A 21,644-nucleotide genomic window follows, 5' to 3' on the forward strand; every position below is an offset into this window, starting at 1 on the left:
CCGGCCGGAACCCGTCTCGGGTTCCGGCCGGGCCGGGTCGGTCAGCCGTTGTCCTTCTCGAACCGCTCGTGCGCCTTGTTGACCAGGCCGATGTACTGGTCGGCGTTCTTGGCCTTCAGCTCGCCGAGGTAGGCGTCCCACTCGGTGAGGGGCCGCTGGCCGAGGATGAACTTCAGCGTGTTCTGGATGACGTGGTCCTTCAGCGGGGTCTCCCACAGCGACGCCTGCTCCCGCTCGGAGTCGGTGAGCGGGGCCGGCGGGTCCACCGGCAGCGGCGTGCGGGCGTTCATCACCTTCTGGAACTCCATCTCCTCCGGGGAGAAGAACGACTGCACCAGGTCGAGCTTGCCGCCGTAGGAGAACACCCCGTTGCCGAAGCCGAAGTCCTTCTGCAGGTGCTTGCTGCCCTTGGGGTTGAGCCCGATCATGTCGACGTCGGGGTTGAGGGTGTACTTGCCGGCGGCGTCCTTGGTGAAGGTGGTGCCCTCGACGCCCCACTTGGCGAACTCCTGGCCGGCGTCGGAGTAGTACAGCCAGTCGATGAACTGCATCATCGCCACGAAGTTCTTGCTGTCCCGGGCCTTCTTGGAGATCATGACGCCGTTCTCCAGCCGGCTGGCCGGGTTGATCTCGCCGGCCGGGCCGACCAGCAGCGGGATCTTCGTCAGCTTGGCGTTCGGCAGGGTCTTGGCCAGGTCGGGGCGGTAGTCGTTGACCAGGGTCTGGGCGTTGCTGCCGATGACGAAGGACTTGCCGTTGGCGAGCTTCTGCCGGGCCTGCTCATCGGTCTGGGTGAAGCTCTCCGGGTCGAGCAGCTTCTCCGCCACCAGCTTGTTGAGGTAGACGATGACCTGCTTGTACTGCTCGGTGGCACCGGTGTAGACGAACTTCTTCGCCGCCGGGTCCCAGGTGGCGGGGTTCCAGCTCCACCCGGTCCGCAGGCCGTGCGCGGCGCCGACGATGCTCAGCAGTTCCCCGCCCGGGTTCGGCTTGCTCCACCGGTCCGAGTACGGGTACGAGTCGGGGTAGCGCGCCTTCATCGCCTTGAGCACGGTGTACAGCTCGTCCCAGGTCTTGGGGATCGGGAGGTTGAGCTGCTGGAGGATGTCGGTGCGCACCGCGATCGAGTACTCCGCCCACGGCTTCTCGTGCAGGCCGGGGAGCAGGTAGAACTTGCCGTCGGACTGTCGCAGCGTGTCGAACTCCGGTTGGAGGTTCCACTTGGCGATCTTGTCCTTGAGGTTGGGCATCAGGTCCAGGTAGTCGCTCACCGGCAGGATCGCGCCCGAGGAGACGAAGGCGTTCTCCGACGGGTGGTAGGTCTTCGGGATGATCAGCGGGGCGTCGCCCGCGCCGATGAGCAGGCTGCGCTTCTGCTCGTAGTCGCTCAGCGGCACGGCCACCGGGGCGAGCTTGACGTTGGTCCGCTTGGTCAGCTCCGACCAGAACAGCCAGTCGTCCTTGAGCGGGTAGTTGGGGTGGTTGTTGTAGAGGATGGGGAAGGAGAGCGGCTCGGTGGCCTTGAACTGCTTGTCGACCCCGTAGTCGGCCATCGCGCCGGCCCGGTTGCCGTCGAGGTCCTTGGCGTCCGGGGCGTCGTCGGAGCAGGCCCCGACGAGGGTGAGGGTGAGCAGCCCGGCAGTGGCTATCGCCACGCGGCGCCACGTCCTGTGGAACATGGCTCGTCCTTTCGATCAGGTGGGGTGTGGGGTGCAGTGGGTGCAGCGGTCGGCCGGGCTACCCCTTGACCGCGCCGAGCATCACGCCGGACACGAAGAACCGCTGGATGAAGGGGTAGACCGCGAGGATCGGCAGGGTGGTGAGCACGATGGTCACGGCCTGGATGGTGGCCGCCGCCTGCACCGCGTCGGACTCGGCGACGCCGCCGGCGGACTGCGCCCCGGTCGCTCCGGCGATGAGGTTGCGCAGGTAGACCGTGACCGGGAGCAGGTCCTGCTGATCCAGGTAGAGGAACGCGGTGAACCAGGAGTTCCAGAAGGACACCGCGTAGAACAGCACCATCGTGGCGATGATCGCCTTGGACAGCGGCAGCACGATCCGCAGCAGCGTGCCGTACGTGCTCAGCCCGTCGACGGCGGCGGCCTCCTCCAACTCCACCGGCAGGCTCTCGAAGAACGCCTTCATCACCAGCAGGTTGAACACGTTGATCGCGTTGGGCAGGACCACCGCCCAGATGCTGTTCTTCATGCCCAGGCTGGTGATGAGCACGTAGTTGGGGATCAGCCCGCCGGAGAAGAACATGGTGAACACGGCGATCCCGACGAGCACCCCCCGCCCCTTGAGCTGGTGCTTGGACAACACGTACGCGTAGCAGGTGGTCAGCACGATCGAGATCGCGGTGGCGACGACGGTGTAGACCACGGTGTTGCGGTAGTTCGTCCAGAACATCGGGTCGGACATCACCAGCCGGTAGGCGGTGAGGTTGAAGCCCTGCGGGACGAGGTTGACCTTGCCGGCGATGATCGGCGCCTCGTCGCTGAGCGACCGGGCCACGATGTTGACGAACGGGTAGAGCGTCACGACCACCACGAGGGTCAGCACCACGGCGTTGACCGCCTGGAAGACCCGGTAGCCGCGGGTCGGGCGGATGCCCCGGCGGCGGCGGGACACGGGGCGGGCCGCCGGGGTCTTCGGGCCGGCCGTGCCGGGTGCCACGGTCACCACAGGCTCGTCCCCACCGTACGGCGGGAGATGGTGTTGGCGCTCAGCACCAGGATCAACCCGATCACCGCCTCGAACAGGCCGATCGCGGCGGCGTAGCTGAAGTTGCTGGACTCGAAGCCCAGCCGGAACAGGTACGTGGAGATCACGTCGGCGGTCGGGTAGGTCAGCGGGTTGTACAGCAGCAGGATCTTCTCGAACCCGACGGCCATGAAGGTGCCGATGTTGAGGATCAGCAGCGTCACCATCGTCGGCCGGATCCCGGGCAGCGTGACGTGCCAGGTCTGCCGCCAGCGGTTGGCCCCGTCGATGCGGGCCGCCTCGTACAGGTTCTCGTCGATGGTGGTGAGCGCCGCCAGATAGAGGATCGTCCCCCAGCCGACGGTCTGCCAGACCTCCGAGGAGACGTAGACGGCGCGGAACCATCCCGGTTGCTGCAGGAACGGCACGCCGTCCCCGCCGAGCGCCCGGACCAGCTGGTTGACCGAGCCGTCCATCGACAGCAGCTGCATCACCATCGCCGCCACGATCACGATGGACAGGAAGTGCGGCAGGTAGGACACCGACTGGACGAACCGCTTGAGCCTGCGGGCCCGGACCTCGTTGAGCAGCAGCGCCAGCACGATCGGCAGCGGGAAGCAGAACAGCAGGGTCAGCGTGCCCAGCACCAGGGTGTTGGTGAACACCTGCCAGAAGGTCGGGTCGGCCAGGAACAGCCGGAAGTACCGCAGGCCCACCCAGTACTCGCCGAACACGCTGCCGCCGGGGCTGAACCGGCGGAACGCGATCACGTTGCCGATCATCGGCAGGTACCGGAAGACCAGGAAGAACAGCAGCGGCAGGATGGCCAGCGAGTAGAGCTGCCAGTCCCGGCGCAGGGCCCGCCGCCAGGGGTTGCGGCGACGCCGGACCGGGGCGGGCGTCGCCGCGGCCGGTGGCGGCGGCCGTAGCGTCTGGGATGTCATCCTCGGCCTCCTATCCGGCCTGCGGCTCGGTGCCGGCGGACTCGACGCGTACCGCCGTGAGCAGGTGTCGTCGCGCGCCGACCTGCCGTTGCGCACCGGTCAGGCGCAGCGGCAGGGTCGCCGCGGTGTCGCCGCTGGAGCGGCCGAAGCGCAGTTCGACGTCGCCGGGTTCGACGATGCGCCGACCGTCGCGCCCGGTGAACGAGGCGACGTCGGCGGGCACGGTGAAGCTGACCTGCGCCGCCGTGCCGGGGTCGAGCGGCACCCGGGCGTAGCCGATCAGCCGGACCACGGGACGGGTGGTCTGGGCGACCGGGTCGTGCAGGTAGAGCTGGACCACCTCGGTGCCGGGTCGGTCGCCGGTGTTGCGCACGGTGATCCGTACCGTCGTCTCCCCGTCGACCGGCCAGGCCGGCGGCCCGCCGGTCCCCCCGGCGCCCGGCACCACCGGGTCGGTCCACGCGAAGGTGGTGTAGCCCAGCCCGTGGCCGAACGGGTACGCCGGGGTGGGGTCGATCGAGGACACCTCGGAGCGGCGGCCCAGCGGCGGGGTCAGGTAGGTGCCGGGCAGGCCCCCGGCGTCGCGCGGAACGCTGACCGGCAGCCGGCCGGACGGGTTCACCGCGCCGGTGAGCACCTCGGCGAGCGCCTGCCCGCCGCGCTGGCCGAGGAAGAACGCCTGGACGACGGCCGCGGCGCGCTCGTGGTCGGGGCCGAGGGCGTAGGGCCGGCCGGTCATCAGCACCAGCACCACCGGGGTACCGGTGTCGAGCACGGCCCGGACCAGGTCGGCCTGGACGCCGGGCAGTCGCAGGTCGGGCGCGTCGCAGCCCTCGCCGGAGGTGCCCCGGCCGAACATGCCGGCGCGGTCACCGACGGCGAGCACGCAGACGTCGGCCTGCGCCGCGGCGGTGACCGCCGCCGCGATGCCCGAGGTGTCGTCGCCGGTGATCGCGCAGCCCGGCTCGTGCACGAGGCCGGGAACCAGCCTGGTGAGTTCGTCGCGCAGCGACGGGATCTCCAGACCCAGCCCGTGCTCGGGGTGGCGGACCCCGACGTGGTTGGGGAAGGAGTAGCAACCGAGCAGGGCCATCGGGTCGTCGGCGACGGGGCCGACCAGGGCGACCCGCCGGCCGGGGGCCAGCGGCAGCACGCCGTCGTTGCGCAGCAGCACCACCGACTCGCGGGCCAGCCGCAGGGCGACGTCCCGGCTGGTCTCGTCGTCGAGCCGCAGGTTCGCCGCGTCCTCGGGCAGTTCCTGCCAGTCCTCGTCGAGCAGCCCGAGTTCGATCTTCTGGATCAGCACCCGGCGCAGCGCCCGGTCGATCAGCGCCTCGTCGACCGCGCCGGCCCGCACGGCCGCCACCAGCGGTTCGCCGAACGCGTCCACGGTGGGCAGTTCCACGTCGATGCCGGCGCGCAGGGCGAGCCGGGCGGCGTCGGCGGCGTCGGCGGCCACCCCGTGCAGGGTCTGCAGGAAGCGCACCGCGAAGTAGTCGGCGACGACGGTGCCGGTGAAGCCCCACTCGTCGCGCAGCAGCCCGGTCAGCAGCCCCTCGTCGGCCGCGGCGGGCAGGCCGTCGATCTCGGCGTACGAGTTCATCACGGAGCGGGCCCCGCCGAGGCGCAGGGCCATCTCGAACGGCGGCAGGATGACGTCGGCCAGTTCCCGGGGACCCATCGAGACCGGGGCGAGGTTGCGCCCGCCCCGGGAGGCGGAGTAGCCGGCGAAGTGTTTGAGGGTGGCGACGATGCCGGCGCGTTCCAGGCCCCGCACGTACGCCGCCCCGGTGGTCCCGACCAGGTACGGGTCCTCCCCGATGGTCTCCTCGGTACGCCCCCAGCGGTAGTCACGGGTGACGTCGAGCACCGGGGCGAGTCCCTGGTGGACCCCGGCGGCCCGCATCGAGCGGCCGATCCGGCCGGCCATCTCCTCGACCAGCTCCGGGTCGAAGGAGGCGCCCCAGCCCAGCGGGGTCGGGTAGACCGTGGCCCGCCAGGCGGCGAAGCCGGTGAGGCACTCCTCGTGCACCTGGGCGGGGATGCCGAACCGGCTCGCGGCGGCGATCTGCGCCTGGGAGGCGGCCAGCGAGCGGGCCCCGACCACGGGGTCGACGGGTGCGGTGCCGAACGGGCGGGTCAGCTGGCCGAGCCCGTGCCGGATGATGGTGCTCCACGGTGGCGCACCGTCGATCATGTCGGCCTGGTGCGGGGCGACCCCCTCGCCGGAGGCTTCCGCGCCGACCCAGACGCCGACGAGTTGGGCGATCTTCTCCTCCAGCGACATGAGCGGCACCAGTGCGTCGGCCCGTTGCGCGGGTGAGCGTCGGGGGTCCCGCCACGGTTGGGTTCCGCGGGGTGCCGGGCCGTCGTCGACGGGCACCTGACTTCTCATGCCACACCTCTCACCTTCGACGCTCCCCCACCCGCGCCCGCCGGACAGGCACGACGCGGCGGCGGGGGGATCGAAAATTTCGTAAACAGCGCGTTACCTTTTTCGGGCAACTTAGGAGGCATTGCCGGCGCATGTCAAGGGCCTCAATTGGGATATGTGGCCGCGTATTTCCCGGAAGGTACATTCACCCCCGTCAAAATCTGCCCGCACTGTCGAATCCCGCTTTCGAACCGAACGTGCTAGAGTTCTCCGAAACTTTCGGACGTGCCTGGTGAGGCTTCGATGACCGCGTCCCGCCCGCTCATCCCACAGGCCTCGGCCACGATCGCCACCATCGCCGAGGAGGTCGGCGTTTCGGTGGCGACCGTCTCGAAGGTGCTCAACGGGCGGGCGGACGTCGCCGCCGAGACCCGGGCGCGGGTCGAGGAGAGCCTGGAGCGCCACCGGTACCGTCGCCGCATCCGCCGGCAGTCGCCCGGGATCGACCAGATCGACCTGGTCTTCCACGAGTTCAACTCCGGCTGGGCGATGGAGATCATGAGCGGGGTCGAGGCGGTGGCCTCCGCCGCCGGGCTGGGCATCGCCATCTCCCAGCTCGACGGGGACCACCGGCCCGCGCCCCGTCGGCTCGACGCCCTGGTCGCCAGGCGTCCCCTGGGCCTGCTCTTCGTGCTCTGCCACCCGACCCCGCCGCAGCAGCTCATGCTGGCCGAACACCGCATCCCGTTCGTGGTCGTCGACACCGACAGCGCCACCTCCGCGTCCGTGCCGACGGTCGGCTCCAACAACTGGAACGGCGGCCTGCTGGCCACCCGGCACCTGCTGGAGCTGGGGCACCGCCGGATCGCCGTCATCTCCGGGCCCCGCGACGTGCTGTGCAGCCAGGCCCGCGCCGCCGGCTTCCGCTCCGCCCACGACGAGATCGGCCTGCCCCTGGACGCCGACCTGGTGCGCTACGGCAGCTTCTACGTCGACGGCGGGCACGACCACGGCCTGGAACTGCTCGCCGGGCCCGACCGGCCGACCGCGATCTTCGCCGGCTCGGACCTGCAGGCCATCGGCGTGCTCCGGGCCGCCCGCCGGCTCGGCCTGCGGGTCCCCGACGACCTCTCGGTGATCGGGTACGACGACCTGCCGGTCGCCGGCTGGACCGACCCGCCGCTGACCACCGTGCACCAGCCCCTGCGGGACATGGCCGGCACCGCCACCCAGATGCTGCTGGAGCTGGCCCGGGGCGCGACGGTGGCGACCAGCCGGATCGACCTGGTGACCGAGCTGGTCGTCCGGGAGAGCACCGCCCCACCCGCCACCACCCGTCCCTGAGCACCCGAGGAACCCATGGCATCCAGTGAGGACCTGCGGCGGTACACGCCGACCGTCGTCGAACCGGCCGACTTCGACCAGTTCTGGCGGGACACCCTCGTCGCGGCGCGTGAGCGCCCGGTGCTGGTCGACGTGCGCCCACACCGGACCGACCTGCGGCTGGTCGACACCTGGGACGTCACCTTCGCCGGGTTCGCCGGTGACCCGGTGCGGGCCTGGTACACCCGCCCGGCCGGGGTCGGGACGGCACTGCCCGCCGTGGTCGAGTACGCCGGCTACGGGCGCGGCCGGGGCCTGCCGCACGAGCGGCTGACCTGGCCGGTGGCCGGGTACGCGCACCTGCTGATGGACAACCGGGGCCAGGCCGGGCTGCACGGCGCGGGCGACACCCCCGACCCGCACGGCGCGCCCGGCGGCCCGTGGCCCGCCACCTGGGGCATCCTCGCCCCGCACGACTACCACTACCGCAGGCTGATCACCGACGCGGTCCGCGCGGTCGACGCCGTCCGCGCGCTGCCCGGGGTGGACCCGACCCGGGTGGCCGCCGTCGGCAACAGCCAGGGCGGCGGGCTCGCCCTGGCCGTCGCCGGCCTGCGCGACGACCTCGCGGCGCTGCTGAGCACCGCGCCGTTCCTCTGTGACGTCCAACGCGGGATCGAGTTGACCGACGCCGCCCCGTACGGCGAGATCGCCAGGTACCTGTCGGTGCACCGGCAGGTCGAGGAGGCCGTCCGGCACACGCTGTCCTATGTCGACGGGGTGACCTTCGCCCGGCGGGCCACCGCGCCCGCGCACTTCGGCATCGGTCTGCGCGACAACGTCTGCCCGCCGAGCACCGGCTTCGCCGCCTACAACCAGTACGGCGCGGCCAACGGCCGGGAGGGGACACCACCCCGGGAGCTGCACACCTACCCGTTCAACGGCCACGAGGGCGGCGAGGCGTGGCAGGTCGAGCGGCAACTGCGCTGGCTCGACCCGCTGCTGCGCCCGGCCACCGGCCACCCGACGCGGTGACCGTCGGGCGGTGACCGACGCCGCGCGGGTGGGGAAACCGGCCCGACCGGCGGACGGGACGCCGCCCGGCGTCAGGGCGGTCCACGCCATCCGGTGTCGTCGGGAAACCGGCCGGTAGTTCACCCGGGCATCGTCGCGCACCGATCTGTTGCCGATGTTAGCGATAACACGATATGGTGCATCGCGGCGGGAGCGCAGGGCACGCTCCGGCCGTGGTCACCGGTTCGTCCACCCGCCGGGTTCCTCCACCTGCGGGGTCGGTGGCCACCGGCACACACGGCGTCCACCGCCGGTGACGCGGTCCGGGTTCCCGGTCGACGCGCGTGGCGCACCTCCGCCCGTCAACTCCAGGGCAATCCGCCGGGCACCCGGCGGTCGGTCCGTGCGCGCGGGCGACGTCCGGGCCCGTGCCGGCACACCCCCTTGTCCACGAGCCGGACGAGACGGCGACATCCCGCAACGGTCGCCGTGCTGCACGTCCGCACCGCGCTCCGCACGCCACCCCAGGGAGTTTCCATGAGCGGCACGAGCTGCCCGAACGCCGGGCCACCCCCGTCCGACCACCCCCACCCCGCCCGTACCGCACCCGCCGGCCGACGGCTGCCCACCATGCGGCGCGGCCTGCGCCTGCTGGGCCTGGCCACCGCCGCCCTGGTGGCCGCCGTCGCCACCGGGTCGGTGGTGACCGCACCCGCCAACGCCGAGTCCAACGGTGGGGTCCGGGTGATGCCCCTCGGCGACTCGATCACCGACGGCTTCAACGTCCCCGGTGGCTACCGCATCGAGCTGTGGCAGCGGATGGTCGCCGACGGCTACCGGGTCGACTTCGTCGGCTCGATGTTCAACGGTCCGTCCAACCTCGGCGACCACGACCACGAGGGCCACTCCGGCTGGACCATCGCCCAGATCGACGCCAACGTGGTGAACTGGCTGCGCAACACCACCCCGCGCACGGTGCTGCTGCACATCGGCACCAACGACATGTACAACGCCTCCGGCGCGCCGACCCGGCTCTCCACCCTGATCGACAAGATCACCAACACCGCACCGAACGCGGACGTCTTCGTCGCCACGATCATCCCGCGCAACGGCACCGAGTCGGCGGTCCGCACGTTCAACGCGGCGATCCCCGGGATCGTGCAGAGCAAGGTCAACGCCGGCAAGCGGGTGCACCTGGTGGACATGTTCAGCGCGGTGGGCACGGGCGACCTGGCCGACGGCATCCACCCCAACGCCACCGGCTACCGCAAGATGGCCACCACCTGGTACAACGCCCTGCGGGCGGTGCCCGGCAGCCTCGGCGGCAACACGCCGACCACCCCGCCGACCACCGCCCCGCCCACCACGCCGCCGCCCACCACCCCACCGCCGACCACGCCGCCGCCCACCACACCCCCGCCCACCACCCCGCCGCCGTCGGCGGGCTGCCGGGTCGCGTACACGGTCAACGCCTGGAACTCCGGCCTGACCGCCTCGATCAGCATCACCAACACCAGCAGCACGGCGGTCAACGGGTGGGCGCTGGCGTTCACCCTGCCCGGCGGGCAGACCATCACCGGCAGCTGGAACGCCACCTACACGCCGACCAGCGGGGCGGTCACCGCCCGCAACGTCTCCTACAACGGCACGATCGCGCCGAACACCTCGGTCGACGTCGGCTTCCAGGCCGAACACACCGGCAACGCGGCCAAGCCGACCGCGTTCACCCTCAACGGCACCGCCTGCACGGTCGCCTGATCCACCCGTCCGGCACCGGTGTGCGTGCGCACCGGTGCCGGACGTCTTCCCACCACCGACTCCCACCACCCCCAGTAGGAGTACCGAATGCGACTCACCAGAACAGGACCGGGCCGGGTGCTCCTGGCCGCCGGCCTGATCGCCGCCGCAACGGCGGTCGCCCTACCGGCCCAGGCCGCGGCGGCCGGCTGCGCGGTCGACTACACCGTCTCGTCCGAGTGGGGCGGCGGCTTCGGCGCGAACGTCGCCATCACCAACCTGGGCGACCCGGTCGACGGCTGGACCCTGACCTGGTCGTACGGGGCCGGGCAACAGGTCACCCAGGCGTGGAACGCCGCCGTCACCCAGTCCGGCGCGCAGGTCACCGCCCGCAACGTCAGCTACAACGCCACGATCGGCACCGGCGCCACCGTGTCGTTCGGCTTCAACGGCTCGTGGAACGGCAGCAACCCGAAGCCGACGAGCTTCACCCTCAACGGCACCACCTGCACCGGCGGCACGACCACCCCGCCGCCCACCACGCCGCCGCCCACCACGCCCCCGCCCACCACGCCGCCGCCGACCACACCCCCACCGACCACGCCGCCGCCGACCACCCCGCCGCCCACGACGGGCCCGTGGCCGCCGTCGTCCACCTTCAGCAACCCGGTGATCTGGCAGGACTTCGCCGACATCGACATCCTGCGGGTCGACGACACCTACTACTACTCGGCGTCGACCATGCACTACTCCCCCGGCGCGCCGGTGCTGCGCTCCTACGACCTGGTCAACTGGGAGTTCGCCGGCCACTCGGTGCCCAAGCTGGACTTCGGCCAGAAGTACGACATGTCCGGCGGCCGGGCGTACGTCGACGGGATCTGGGCGTCGTTCCTGGGCTACCGCAAGAGCAACAAGACGTTCTACTGGGGCGGTTGCGTCGACTTCAGCAAGACCTACATCTACACCGCGCCGTCGGCCGAGGGGCCGTGGACCCGGCACACCACCCTCAACAGCTGCTACTACGACGCGGGTCTGCTCGTCGACGACAACGACACCATGTACGTGGCGTACGGCAACACGAACATCAGCGTCGCCCAGCTCTCCGCCGACGGGAAGACCCAGGTCCGCTCGCAGCAGGTGTTCACCACCCCGTCGAGCGTGGGCACCCTGGAGGGGGCCCGGTTCTACAAGCGCAACGGCAGCTACTACATCTTCCTGACCCGGCCGGCCAACGGTCAGTACATCCTCAAGGCGTCCAGCCCGTTCGGGCCGTACACGATGCAGCAGGTGCTGCTGAACCTGCCCGGACCGATCTCCGGCGGCGGCGTGCCGCACCAGGGTGGTCTGGTGCAGACGCAGAACGGCGACTGGTACTACATGGGCTTCCAGGACGCCTACCCCGGCGGCCGGGTGCCGGTGCTCGCCCCGGTCACCTGGAACTCCAGCGGCTGGCCGGTGATCCAGCTCGTCAACAACGCCTGGGGCGGCTCGTACCCGTACCCGAACGTGCCCCGGCCACCACGCCAGGTCAAACCCATGATCGGCACCGACACCTTCGCCGGCACCACACTCGGCCCGCAGTACGAGTGGAACCACAACCCGGACAACTCGAAGTGGTCGGTCAACGACGGGCTGCGGCTGCAGACCGCGACCGTGACCAACGACCTCTACTCCGCGCGCAACACGCTGACCCACCGCATCCAGGGACCGAGGTCCACCGCCACCATCGAACTCGACTACTCCACCATGCGCGACGGTGACCGCAGCGGCCTGGCGATGCTGCGCGACCAGTCGGCCTGGATCGGCGTGCGGCGGGACAACGGCGCGACCCGGGTCGCCGTGGTCAACAACCTGACCATGGACAGCAACTGGAACACCACCAACACCGGCACCGAGGTCGCCGGGGCCGGCATCTCCGGCGGTAAGATCTGGCTGCGGATCAACGCCGACATCAGTCCCGGCTCGGGTCGACAGGCCCGCTTCTCGTACAGCACCGACGGGGTGAACTTCACCTCGCTCGGCCCCGCGTTCACCCTCAACAACGCCTGGCAGTTCTTCATGGGCTACCGGTTCGCCATGTTCAACTACGCCACCAGCTCCCTCGGTGGCGCGGTGACCGTCCGGAAGTTCGACCTGGCCAAGTCGTAGGACCCGTCCCCCTCGCCGGCCGACCATCCCCGTGGTCGGCCGGCGAGGCGTATCCCCCACCCCCGACAGGAGCACCGCATGTCCGCCTCACCCGACCCCCGGTCGGCGGTCCCGCCCACCACCGCCACCCGCACCACCGCATCCCGCACCGCCCCGCGGCCCGGCCGCCGTCCCGGCCGGGCCCGGACGGCGGCGCTGCTCGTGCTGGCCCTGCTGGCCGGCCTGCTGACCGCCGCCGCCCCGGCCGGGGCGGCCCCCGCCGTGCGGGCCAGCAACCCGCTGGTCGCGCAGCGCGCCGACCCGCACATCGTGCGGCACACCGACGGCTACTACTACATGACCGCCACCGCCCCCGAGTACGACCGGATCGTGCTGCGCCGGGCCACCACCCTCCAGGGCCTGTCCACCGCCCCGGAGACCGTCATCTGGCGGCGGCACACCAGCGGCATCATGGGCGCGCACATCTGGGCCCCGGAGATCCACTTCATCGACGGCCGCTGGTACGTCTACTTCGCCGCCGGCGCCACCGACAACGTCTGGGCGATCCGGATGTACGTCCTGGAGGGCACCGGGGCGAACCCGCTGACCGCGAGCTGGGCCGAGAAGGGGCAGATCCGTACCCCCTGGGAGACCTTCGCGCTGGACGCGTCGACGTTCGTCACCAACGGGGTGCGCTACCTGATCTGGGCGCAGGCCGAGCCGGGCATCGCCACCAACTCCAACCTCTACATCGCCCGGATGGCGAACCCGTGGACGCTCAGCGGCTCCCCCACCCGGATCGCCGTGCCCACCCTGGACTGGGAGATGCGCGGCGGGGTGAAGGTCAACGAGGGACCGACCGTGCTGCAACGCAACGGCAGGATCTTCCTGACCTACTCGGCGAGCGCGACCGACGCCAACTACTGCCTCGGGATGCTGACCGCCTCGGCGGGCAGCGACCTGCTCCGGGCCTCCTCCTGGGTGAAGTCGCCGCAGCCGGTCTTCACCAGCAACGCCGCGACCGGCCAGTGGGGGCCGGGGCACAACTCGTTCACCGTCTCCGAGGACGGGCAGAGCGACATCCTCGTCTACCACGACCGCAACTACCGGGACATCAGCGGTGACCCGCTGCGCGACCCCAACCGGCGCACCCGCATCCAGAAGGTCTACTGGAACGCCGACGGCACCCCGAACTTCGGCATCCCGGTGCCCGACGGGGCCACCCCGGTCCGGCTGCGGTCGGACAACCTGCCCGACCGGTTCGTCCGGCACTGGGAGTACCGGGCCCGGCTGGAGGCGAACGTGACCAACCTCGCCGACTCGCAGTTCCGCCTGGTGCCCGGCCTGGCCGGCGGCACCACGGTCTCCCTGGAGTCCACCAACTTCCCGGGTTACTACCTGCGGCACCGCAACTGGGAGGTGTGGGTCGAGCGGGACGACGCGTCGTCGACGTACCGCGCCGACGCCAGCTTCGTGCAGCGACCCGGCCTGTCCAACGCCGCCGGGGTGTCGTACGAGGCCGTCAACTATCCCGGCCAGTACCTGCGCCACAGCAACGGCCTGCTCTACCTGCGGACCGTCACCGACGCCACCGGTAACGCCGAGGCCACGTTCGTACTGGAGTGACCGCCGCCCGCCGGGCCGTCCGAACCCGGGCGGCCCGGCGGCCGGGTCCACGGTGGACGATCCGGCGGGCGGGGCGTCCGGGTGGTGAATCCGGTACGCCAGGGTGATCAGGTAGGGACGGAGCGCTACCCGGTCTTCGCCTATAGTGGCGTCCATGCCTAGCCGAGCTGTGATGTCGGTCGATGAGGCGCGGGCCTGGCTCGCCGAGGTCATCTCCGGCGCCGAGCGCCTGCGCCTGGAGTCGGTCGACGACGGGCGGGTCGTCTCGGTGACCGGCCCCGACTGCCTCGAACTCCGCCTCGACGGCACGATCTCCGGGCCGGCGATGTTCTGGGCGATGGACCTGACCGGCTTCGTCGCGGTCACCGTGCTGATCGGCCCGGCGCCGGCGATGGTGCTGGCGCACAGCAGCATCAGCTTCCTCGAACCCGCCGAGCCCGGCGAGCTGCGGGTCACCGCCGAGGTGATCAAACTGGCCAGCCGGTCGGCGGTGGTGGAGGCCCGCGCCAGCGACCGTCGGGGCACGCTGGTGGCCGCGTCCACCCTGCACTTCGCGCTGCCGTCGCGGGCCACCCGGGCGGCCCTGCGCGCCGAGCAGGCCGTCCGGGCCGGTAGCTGACCCACCGGTCCATCCGGCGGCCGGGGCAGCGGGACCCTCAGTCCGGGCGATCCACCACGTGGGTGCGCCGCTGCCACGGGTAGGTCGGTAGCGGGGCCACCACCCGGCCCTTCGGCGACGGCAGCGGATCGTCCGCGCCGAGCACCCGTACGTCCGGGTGGTCCGTGCCGGCGGCCACCGCGGTCAGTGCCTCGGCCGCCTGCGTCGGGCCGGACGCCCGCACCCACACCGCGTGCGCCAGCCGGGTCCGTCCCCCGGCGGCGGTGCCGGCGAACGCCGGGAAGTCCGCCGCCGGCAGGCCGGCCAACCGGTCGGCGTAGCGGCGGGCCAACGCGGCCAGCGCCGGCCCGGTGGCCGCCGACACCGGGAACCCGTCCACCGGCGGCGGCACGGCCGGCGGCACCGGCGGGGCGGGCGACAGCACCGCGAAGGCGTTCGTGCCGCTCATCCCGTACGAACTGGTCGACGCGCAGGCCCCGAACCGGTCATCCCAGTCGACCGGGGCGACCGGGATCTCGATGCCGGTGCCGGTGAGGTCGATGCGCGGGTTGAGGGTGCGGAAGTTGGCCTGCGGGGCGATCGTGCGCCGCTGCAGGCAGAGCACCGCCTTCACCAGCCCGAGCACCCCGGCGGCGGACTCGGTGTGGCCGATGTTGCCCTTCACCGAACCCACGTGCAGCGGCGGGCCGTCGGCACGGCCCAGTGCCGCCGCGACCGCCGACATCTCGGCCGGGTCACCCAGCGGGGTCCCGGTGCCGTGTGCCTCGTGGTAGCCGACCTCGCCGGGGGTGATCCCGGCGGCGGCCAGCACCGCGTCGATCAACCCGGCCTGGGCCGCCACGTTCGGCGTGGTGAACGTCGCCGTCCGGCCGTCGTGGTTGATCCCGGTGCCGCGCAGCACCGCGAGCACCCGGTCACCGTCGCGCTGCGCGTCGGCCAGCCGCTTGAGCAGCAGCATCGCGCAGCCCTCACCCCTGACGAACCCGTTGGCGTCGGCGTCGAACGGACGCGACCGGCCGTCCGGCGACAACGCCCCGGTCTGCGCCACCGACCGGGTGGTGCTCGGGGCGAGGATCAGGTTGACCCCGCCGGCGACCGCCGCGTCACAGTCACCCGCCGACAGCGCCCGCGCCGCCGTGTGCACCGCCACCAGCGACGACGAGCAGGCCGTGTCCAGCGCGAACACCGGCCCCTGCAACCCCAGGGTGTACGCGACCCGCCCGGCGGTGAAGCTGTGCCCGTTGCCGATCGTCCAGTACGAGTTCGGGTCCCCGGTCAGCCACTGCCGGTAGTCCCGGCCGGTCACCCCGACGAAGACCCCGGTGCCTCCGGCCACGCTGGCGACCGGGATCGCGGCGTCCTCGAACGCCTCCCAGACCACCTCCAGCAGCAGCCGGTGCTGCGGGTCGAGGACCCGGGCCTCCCGGGGCGAGATGCCGAAGAACTTCGCGTCGAAGTCGAACACGGCGTCGAGGTAGCCACCCCGGGTGACCATGCCGTCCCACTGCGTGCCGAACCCGGCCCGGCGGTCGTCGGGCAGCTCGCCGGTGAGGTCCCGGCCGGCGAGGAGCGCCGACCAGTACGCGTCGGGGCTCGACACGCCGCCGGGCGCGCGGACCGCCATCCCGACGACCGCGATCGGGGCGGGCACTACAGCACCCGGCGCATCCAGCCGTGGGGGTCGGCGGCCCGGCCGGTCTGGATGTCGAGCAGCCGCTCCCGGAACTGCTGGGTGTACTTGCCCGGTGCCCCGTCGCCGATGGTGAGGGCGAACTCGTCGCTCTTGAGCCCGACGATCGGCGTGATCACCGCCGCCGTACCGGCCGCGAACGCCTCGGTCATCGACCCGTCGGCGAACCCGGTGCGCATCTCGTCCAGGTCGATGGTGCGCTGCACCGGCTCCAGCCCGTGCTCGGCGGCGAGGGTCAGCACACTGTCGCGGGTCACCCCGTCGAGGATGGTGCCCAGGCCGGGGGTGAGCAGCTGGTGGTCGCGGGTGACGAAGAAGACGTTCATGGTGCCCGACTCGTCGATGCTGCGCCGCCCCTCGCCGCCCAGGTAGAGCACCTGCTCGCAGCCGTGGCCGAGGGCCTCCCGCTGCGGGGCGAGGCTGGCCGCGTAGTTGCCGCCGCACTTGGCCGCACCCGTGCCACCGATCGAGGCCCGGCTGTAGGTGGTGCTGACCCAGAGCGTGACGCCGGTGACCCCGTTGGGGAAGTACGACCCGGCCGGGCAGGCCAGCACGCAGTAGGTGACGTGCTGGGCGGGACGCACCCCGAGGAACGCCTCCGAGGCGAACATGAACGGGCGCAGGTAGAGGCTCTGCTCACCGCCGTACGGCGGAACCCACGCCTCGTCGGCGCGGACCAGCGCGGCGACGCTCTCGACGAAGGTCTCCTCGTCCAGCTCCGGCAGGACCATCCGGCGGGCCGACGCGGCGAACCGGCGCGCGTTGAGCTCCGGGCGGAACAGCCAGATGCTGCCGTCGGCGTGCCGGAACGCCTTGAGCCCCTCGAGGATCTCCTGCGCGTAGTGCAGGACCGCCGCGCCGGGGTGCATGGTGAACGGCTCCAGCGCGCCCACCCGGTGGTCGTGCCAGCCGGCGTCGGCCGACCACACGGCGGTGGCCATGTGGTCGGTGAAGTAGCGGCCGAAACCCGGGTCGGCGAGGATCTCCTCCCGGGTCTGCGGCGGGGTGGGGTGGTCGGTGGGGATCAGCGGGAACTGCGCGGTCATCCGGACTCTCCTCGCGACGGGGTATCGGTGAACACGACGACGCAGTTCTGCCCGCCGAAGCCGAAGGCGTTGGTGAGCGCCGCCCGCACCGGCGTCTCCCGGGCCTGGTGGGGCACGTAGTCCAGGTCGCAGTCGGGATCGGGCTGGTGCAGGTTGACCGTCGGCGGGACGACGCCCTCGCGGATCGCCAGGGCGCACACCATCGCGCCGAGGGCGCCCGCCGCGCCGATCAGGTGCCCGAGCATCGACTTGGGCGCGCTGACGGCGACCCGGTCGGCCGCCGCCCCGAGGGCCGCCCGGATGGCGACCGTCTCGGTCAGGTCGTTGGCCTTCGTCGAGGTGCCGTGGGCGCAGATGTAGTCGACCTCGTCGGGGCGGACGCCGGACCGGTCGAGCGCCTGCCGGATCGCCTCGGCGGCGAACACCCCGCCGGGGCGGGGGGCGCTGACGTGGAAGGCGTCGCTGGTCAACGCGCCTCCGGCGACGGTCGCGTACGGGGTGGCACCCCGGCGACGGGCGTGCGCGGCGGACTCCAGCACCAGGATCACCGCCCCCTCGCCGAAGACGAAGCCGTCCCGGTCGGCGGCGAAGGGCCGGCTCGCGCCGGTCGGGTCGTCGTTGCGCTGGGACATCGCCCCCATGCTCACCAGGCCGGCGAACATGGCCGGGGTGATCGCCGCGTCGGTGCCGCCGCAGATGACCACGTCGGCCTCCCCGGACAGGATCAACCGGCGGGCGTCGAGCAGCGCGTACGCGCCACTGGCGCAGGCCAGCGCGCTGGCGTTGACCGGCCCGTGCGCGCCCACCTCGATGGCCACCTCGCACGCCGGCATGTTGGTCAGCGAGGACGGCACGAAGTGCGACAGGGGCGCGGTCGGGTCGGGGGCGAGCAGCCCGCGTACGGTGGCCTCGACGGTGTCGAAGCCGGCGACCGCGGCGTTGACCACCACGCCGACCCGGGCGGCGTTGCCGGCGTCGACGGTGAGCCCGGCGTCGGCGACCGCCTCGCGCGAGGCGACCACCGCGAACTGGCTGAACCGGGCCATCCGCCGCAGTTGCTTGCCGGTGAAGTGCTCGGCCGGCTCGAAGCCGCGCACCTCGGCGGCGATCCGGGTGGGCAGCGCGCCGGCGTCGAAGGCGGTGACCGGGCCGACGCCCGACTTGCCGGCGAGCAGGGCCTGCCAGGTGCTGTCGCGGTCGAGACCGAGCGGCGTGACGGCGCCGATCCCGGTGATGACGACGTCGTCGGTCATCATCTCGCCGTCGCCCCCCAGCATCGCGCCCCGGCTCCGTTCTCCCGCCACCGAACGACCGATAGAACACTATCAGTCACCATCGACGCCCGGCATCCGTCCACGGCATCCGGTGACCCGCCTGCCGCCCTACGCATCGCGGCCCGGTCCCCGGGCGAGCACCGGCGCGTCCCGCCAGGCGTCCGGTCCGGCCCCGGCGGGCGGCGCGGACCGGCAGATCACGTACCCGGCCGGCGCGGCCACCCCGGGCCGACCGGGCAGCGCGTCGAGGACCCGCCGGTGCAGTTCCCGCGGCGAGCCCTCGGAGGCGGCCACGTACACCGTCACCCCGCCGTCGCCCGTCGGGTCGACGAGGGCCGCCGCGGGGGCACCCCCGGCCACCTCGCCGACCAGGTCCGCCACCGCCTGCGGACGGACCCAGCCGGTCGGGGTGGACACCCAGTCGGCCCCCCGGCGGGCCGGGGTCAGGCCGATCCGCGCGGCGATCTCGGCGACCCGCACCTCCCCGGTGACCGCGTCGCACAGCAGCGTCTCGATCCCCCGGATGATGGTCTCGCCGAGCGCCCCCGGCAGGTACGCCGTGTCGACCAGCAGGCCGAGCCGGCACCGGCCGTCGCCCAGGTTGCTGGCGGCGACGTAGAACCTCATGTCGCTCCTGGACAGCGGCTCCAGCCGGGAGTAACGGGAGTCCCGGCGCAGCACGGCGAGCCGGTCCGGCCCCGGGTCCGGGTCGGGCGTGGCCCAGTCGCTGCCCCGGTGCCCGTTGTTGAAGTAGGCGGACAGGTCGAACGCCACCCCGCGCCGCCGGCCGACCCGCTCGACCACCCGGCGCACCTCGGTCGGGTCGCACTGGGCCCGCCGGTACGCGTCGAACGCCGGCCGGTGCAGGTTCCGGATCGCGGTGAGCAGGTCGACGTCGTCGTCGACCCGGTGGACCAGCAGGGCGTCCAGGGTGTTCAGGGCGATCAGGTCGCGGCTGTCCCGGTCCAGCCGGTTGCCGGCGATCAGCTTGAACACGGCGGTGCGGTGCCCGTTGTAGGCGCTCAGGATCAGGGTGGTCAGGCCGAGCAGCACCGTCGAGAACGAGGTGCGGGTCCGGGTGGCCAGCGCGGTCGCCGCCGCGGTGACCGCCGTGGAGTCCAGCAGGTGCCGTTCGATGGGCTGGTCGCCGGTCGGCGTGGTCGGCAGGTCGAACATGGAGGCCGGCGCGACCGACAGCCCCTGCTCCCAGTGCCGCAGCCCCAGCCGGCTGGTCTGCCGGCCGGCCGCCGACTGCTGGAAGGCGGCCTGCGCCAACGGCTGCGGCACCCGGCCGGCCGACGACGCGGTGTGGTCCGACGGCGCGGTCGCGTCCGACGGCGACGCGTCGGGGTCCGCCCCGGTGAGCCGGTCGAGCAGCACGTCGGTGAGGGTGGTGAAGGCCCAGCCGTCGAACGCCAGGTGGGAGCCGACGAGGGCGACGGCGCTGATCCGGCCGGCCCGGTCCCGGGCGCAGCCGACCCGCAACGGCCACTGCGCCTCGTGGTCGAACGCCGCCTCGGTCAGCGTGGCGACCAGCTCGTCACCGACCCGGGCCGGGTCGCCCTGGTCGGCGACCGCCACCACCTCGTACGTCCCGGTGGCGGCGACCTCCTGGCGGGGCCCGTCGGCCCGCTTCACGTACCGGGTCCGCAGGGTCTGGTGCGTCTCGACCAGGTGCCGCAGCACGGCGGTCAGCCGGTCCGGGGCGACCGGTTCGGGCAGCACCAGGGCCCGCCCGATGTTGAACTGGTTCGCCTCCTTGCCGAACCACTGCATCGGCCCCCACATGACGCTCTGTGCCCAGGTCAGCGGCCCGGTGCCGGCCCCCTGACCGGTGAACGTCAGGCTGAGTGTGCCCGCGCTGGTGCCGGTGTCGGTCACCCGTTCCCCCCTTTCCACGGTCCTCGTACCCGCTACGCCCGCGCGAACGGGCCGGAGGACCTCGGTGTCAGCCGCAGCGGCAGGTGGTCGAGCCCCCGGAACGCCGGACTGGCGACCTTGACCAGCTCACCGATGAGTTCGATGTCGTCGGTGCGTTCGAGCAGCATCCGCAGGAACGTGGTGGCCTGCAGGCGGGCCAGGTGCGCGCCGACGCAGGTGTGGATGCCCGCCCCGAAGCCGAGGTGGCCGTCGGTCACCCGGTCGATCCGGTAGTCGTTCGGGTCGGGGAACTTGCGCGGGTCCCGGTTGCCGGCGGCGAACGACAGCTCCACCCGGGCGCCCTGCGGGATGGTGGTGTTGCCGACCACCACGTCGGTCGTGGCGGTGCGGAAGACGTTCTGCACCGGCGGGTAGAACCGGGCGGTCTCCTCGATCGTCGGCCCGATCAGCTCCGGCCGCTCGCGGACCAGGCGGAGCTGGTCGGGGTGGTTGAGCAGCGCGTCGAGCATGTTGCCCAGGAAGTGGGTCATCGTCTCCTGCCCGCCGACCAGCAGGGTGAGGCACAGCCAGAGGATCTCGTTCTCGGTCACCCCGCCGGTGGCCGCGGCGGCGAACAGCTTCGACACCACGTCGTCGCGGGCCGGCTCGTCGCGCCGCCGGGTGAGCAGGTTGCCCAGGTAGCCGGAGAGGCCGGCGACCGACGACAACGCCGCCTTCGCGGCCTGCAACCGCAGCGCGTTCTCGTCCGGGTCATCCGGGGCGTCCTCGCCGACCTTCGCGTTGGCGATGAAGCTCTCCAGCACGCCGGCGGTGAGCTTGAGCTTGGCGAGGTTGTCGTCGGGCACCCCGACGATGGTGGTGATCACCTTCACCGGTTGCAGGATGATCGCCTGCTGGACGAGGTCGATGTCGCCGGTGGCCACGGCCTCGTCGAGCAGGTCGCCGCAGACCCGCTCGATGAACGGCCGCCAGAACTGCACCCCGCGCGGGGAGAAGTCGTGCCGGATCAGGGCGCGCAGCCGGGTGTGGTCCGGCTGGTCGAGCCCGAAGAGCACCGGCAGCGTCGAACGGTGGTAGGCGATCCCGTCGGCCGAGGACAGGCCGGCGTGGTTCTTCGCCGCCAACCGGACGTGCTCGTAGCGGATCACCAGCCACATGTCGCGCTGGGCCAGGTACAGCGGCTCATCGGCGCGCAGCAGCTCGGCGTAGGCGGGGTACGGGTCGTCCATGGACTCGGGCGAGAAGGGGTCGAACTCGTCGGTCCGGGTCGCGCTGGTCACTGCATC

The 21,644-nt window shown here is 72.2% G+C and carries 15 protein-coding genes; 6 read left to right on the forward strand and 9 right to left on the reverse strand.

The window, feature by feature from the left end; genetic code table 11:
* Positions 1–41: 41 nt before the first annotated feature.
* The 4 genes from ACN268_RS08170 to ACN268_RS08185 all read right to left on the reverse strand — a co-directional run bounded on the left by ACN268_RS08170 (position 42) and on the right by ACN268_RS08185 (position 6,042).
* Positions 42–1,655 carry an extracellular solute-binding protein gene (locus ACN268_RS08170; RefSeq protein WP_421482527.1) on the reverse strand — a complete coding sequence of 538 codons (1,614 nt, stop codon included), beginning with the start codon at positions 1,653–1,655 and terminating at the stop codon, positions 42–44.
* A gap of 82 nt (positions 1,656–1,737) precedes the next feature.
* Complete coding sequence (locus tag ACN268_RS08175) at positions 1,738–2,682, reverse strand: carbohydrate ABC transporter permease (RefSeq protein ID WP_421482528.1); 945 nt, start codon at positions 2,680–2,682, stop codon at positions 1,738–1,740.
* The gene (locus ACN268_RS08180) at positions 2,679–3,647 is read right to left on the reverse strand and encodes an ABC transporter permease (protein WP_421482529.1); all 969 of its coding nucleotides are present in this window, start codon (positions 3,645–3,647) and stop codon (positions 2,679–2,681) included. Before ACN268_RS08180 ends, ACN268_RS08175 begins: the two co-directional genes overlap by 4 nt.
* 10 nt (positions 3,648–3,657) lie before the next feature.
* Positions 3,658–6,042, reverse strand: a complete 2,385-nt coding sequence (locus tag ACN268_RS08185; protein ID WP_421482530.1) for a glycoside hydrolase family 3 N-terminal domain-containing protein — start codon at positions 6,040–6,042, stop codon at positions 3,658–3,660.
* A 282-nt stretch (positions 6,043–6,324) separates the two neighbouring features.
* Between ACN268_RS08185 and ACN268_RS08190 the strand changes: the two genes are divergently transcribed.
* From ACN268_RS08190 to ACN268_RS08215, 6 genes are all read left to right on the forward strand, one after another.
* Positions 6,325–7,365, forward strand: a complete 1,041-nt coding sequence (locus tag ACN268_RS08190; protein WP_357935537.1) for a LacI family DNA-binding transcriptional regulator — start codon at positions 6,325–6,327, stop codon at positions 7,363–7,365.
* Between the two features lie 15 nt (positions 7,366–7,380).
* The gene (locus ACN268_RS08195) at positions 7,381–8,379 is read left to right on the forward strand and encodes an acetylxylan esterase (protein ID WP_421482531.1); all 999 of its coding nucleotides are present in this window, start codon (positions 7,381–7,383) and stop codon (positions 8,377–8,379) included.
* 609 nt (positions 8,380–8,988) lie between these two features.
* A complete protein-coding gene (locus tag ACN268_RS08200; protein WP_421486844.1) occupies positions 8,989–10,116 on the forward strand; it encodes a cellulose binding domain-containing protein in 1,128 nt (375 codons plus the stop codon).
* Positions 10,117–10,203: 87 nt separating this feature from the next.
* On the forward strand, positions 10,204–12,243 hold the full coding sequence (locus ACN268_RS08205; RefSeq protein WP_421482533.1) for a family 43 glycosylhydrolase: 2,040 nt from the start codon (positions 10,204–10,206) through the stop codon (positions 12,241–12,243).
* Positions 12,244–12,321: 78 nt separating this feature from the next.
* Entirely contained in the window at positions 12,322–13,848 is a 1,527-nt protein-coding gene (locus ACN268_RS08210) for a family 43 glycosylhydrolase (protein WP_421482534.1), read from the forward strand.
* Between the two features lie 154 nt (positions 13,849–14,002).
* On the forward strand, positions 14,003–14,467 hold the full coding sequence (locus tag ACN268_RS08215; RefSeq protein ID WP_421482535.1) for a PaaI family thioesterase: 465 nt from the start codon (positions 14,003–14,005) through the stop codon (positions 14,465–14,467).
* A 37-nt stretch (positions 14,468–14,504) separates the two neighbouring features.
* Here ACN268_RS08215 and ACN268_RS08220 read toward each other — a convergent pair whose 3' ends face one another.
* The 5 genes from ACN268_RS08220 to ACN268_RS08240 all read right to left on the reverse strand — a co-directional run bounded on the left by ACN268_RS08220 (position 14,505) and on the right by ACN268_RS08240 (position 21,638).
* Positions 14,505–16,118, reverse strand: coding sequence for a polyketide synthase (locus ACN268_RS08220; RefSeq protein ID WP_421482536.1), 1,614 nt, complete (start codon positions 16,116–16,118; stop codon positions 14,505–14,507).
* Positions 16,118–17,203 carry a branched-chain amino acid aminotransferase gene (locus ACN268_RS08225; protein ID WP_421482537.1) on the reverse strand — a complete coding sequence of 362 codons (1,086 nt, stop codon included), beginning with the start codon at positions 17,201–17,203 and terminating at the stop codon, positions 16,118–16,120. Before ACN268_RS08225 ends, ACN268_RS08220 begins: the two co-directional genes overlap by 1 nt.
* A complete protein-coding gene (fabF, locus tag ACN268_RS08230) occupies positions 17,200–18,507 on the reverse strand; it encodes a beta-ketoacyl-ACP synthase II (RefSeq protein WP_421482538.1) in 1,308 nt (435 codons plus the stop codon). The genes ACN268_RS08225 and fabF overlap by 4 nt, the downstream gene beginning before the upstream one ends.
* Before the next feature lie 78 nt (positions 18,508–18,585).
* On the reverse strand, positions 18,586–20,358 hold the full coding sequence (locus ACN268_RS08235; RefSeq protein ID WP_421482539.1) for a condensation domain-containing protein: 1,773 nt from the start codon (positions 20,356–20,358) through the stop codon (positions 18,586–18,588).
* Positions 20,359–20,390: 32 nt separating this feature from the next.
* Positions 20,391–21,638 (reverse strand): cytochrome P450, encoded by a 1,248-nt coding sequence (locus ACN268_RS08240; RefSeq protein WP_421482540.1) that lies wholly within the window; start codon positions 21,636–21,638, stop codon positions 20,391–20,393.
* Positions 21,639–21,644: the final 6 nt, after the last annotated feature.

The organism is Micromonospora sp. WMMD735 (assembly GCF_049178995.1).
Lineage (GTDB): Bacteria > Actinomycetota > Actinomycetes > Mycobacteriales > Micromonosporaceae > Micromonospora > Micromonospora wenchangensis.

Coding starts and splice junctions, on each gene's coding strand:
- ACN268_RS08180 (WP_421482529.1), bottom strand. CDS start 3,647: ATGACATCCCAGACGCTACGGCCGCCGCCACCGGCCGCGGCGACGCCC.
- ACN268_RS08185 (WP_421482530.1), bottom strand. CDS start 6,042: ATGAGAAGTCAGGTGCCCGTCGACGACGGCCCGGCACCCCGCGGAACC.
- ACN268_RS08190 (WP_357935537.1), top strand. CDS start 6,325: ATGACCGCGTCCCGCCCGCTCATCCCACAGGCCTCGGCCACGATCGCC.
- ACN268_RS08195 (WP_421482531.1), top strand. CDS start 7,381: ATGGCATCCAGTGAGGACCTGCGGCGGTACACGCCGACCGTCGTCGAA.
- ACN268_RS08200 (WP_421486844.1), top strand. CDS start 8,989: ATGCGGCGCGGCCTGCGCCTGCTGGGCCTGGCCACCGCCGCCCTGGTG.
- ACN268_RS08205 (WP_421482533.1), top strand. CDS start 10,204: ATGCGACTCACCAGAACAGGACCGGGCCGGGTGCTCCTGGCCGCCGGC.
- ACN268_RS08210 (WP_421482534.1), top strand. CDS start 12,322: ATGTCCGCCTCACCCGACCCCCGGTCGGCGGTCCCGCCCACCACCGCC.
- ACN268_RS08215 (WP_421482535.1), top strand. CDS start 14,003: ATGCCTAGCCGAGCTGTGATGTCGGTCGATGAGGCGCGGGCCTGGCTC.
- ACN268_RS08225 (WP_421482537.1), bottom strand. CDS start 17,203: ATGACCGCGCAGTTCCCGCTGATCCCCACCGACCACCCCACCCCGCCG.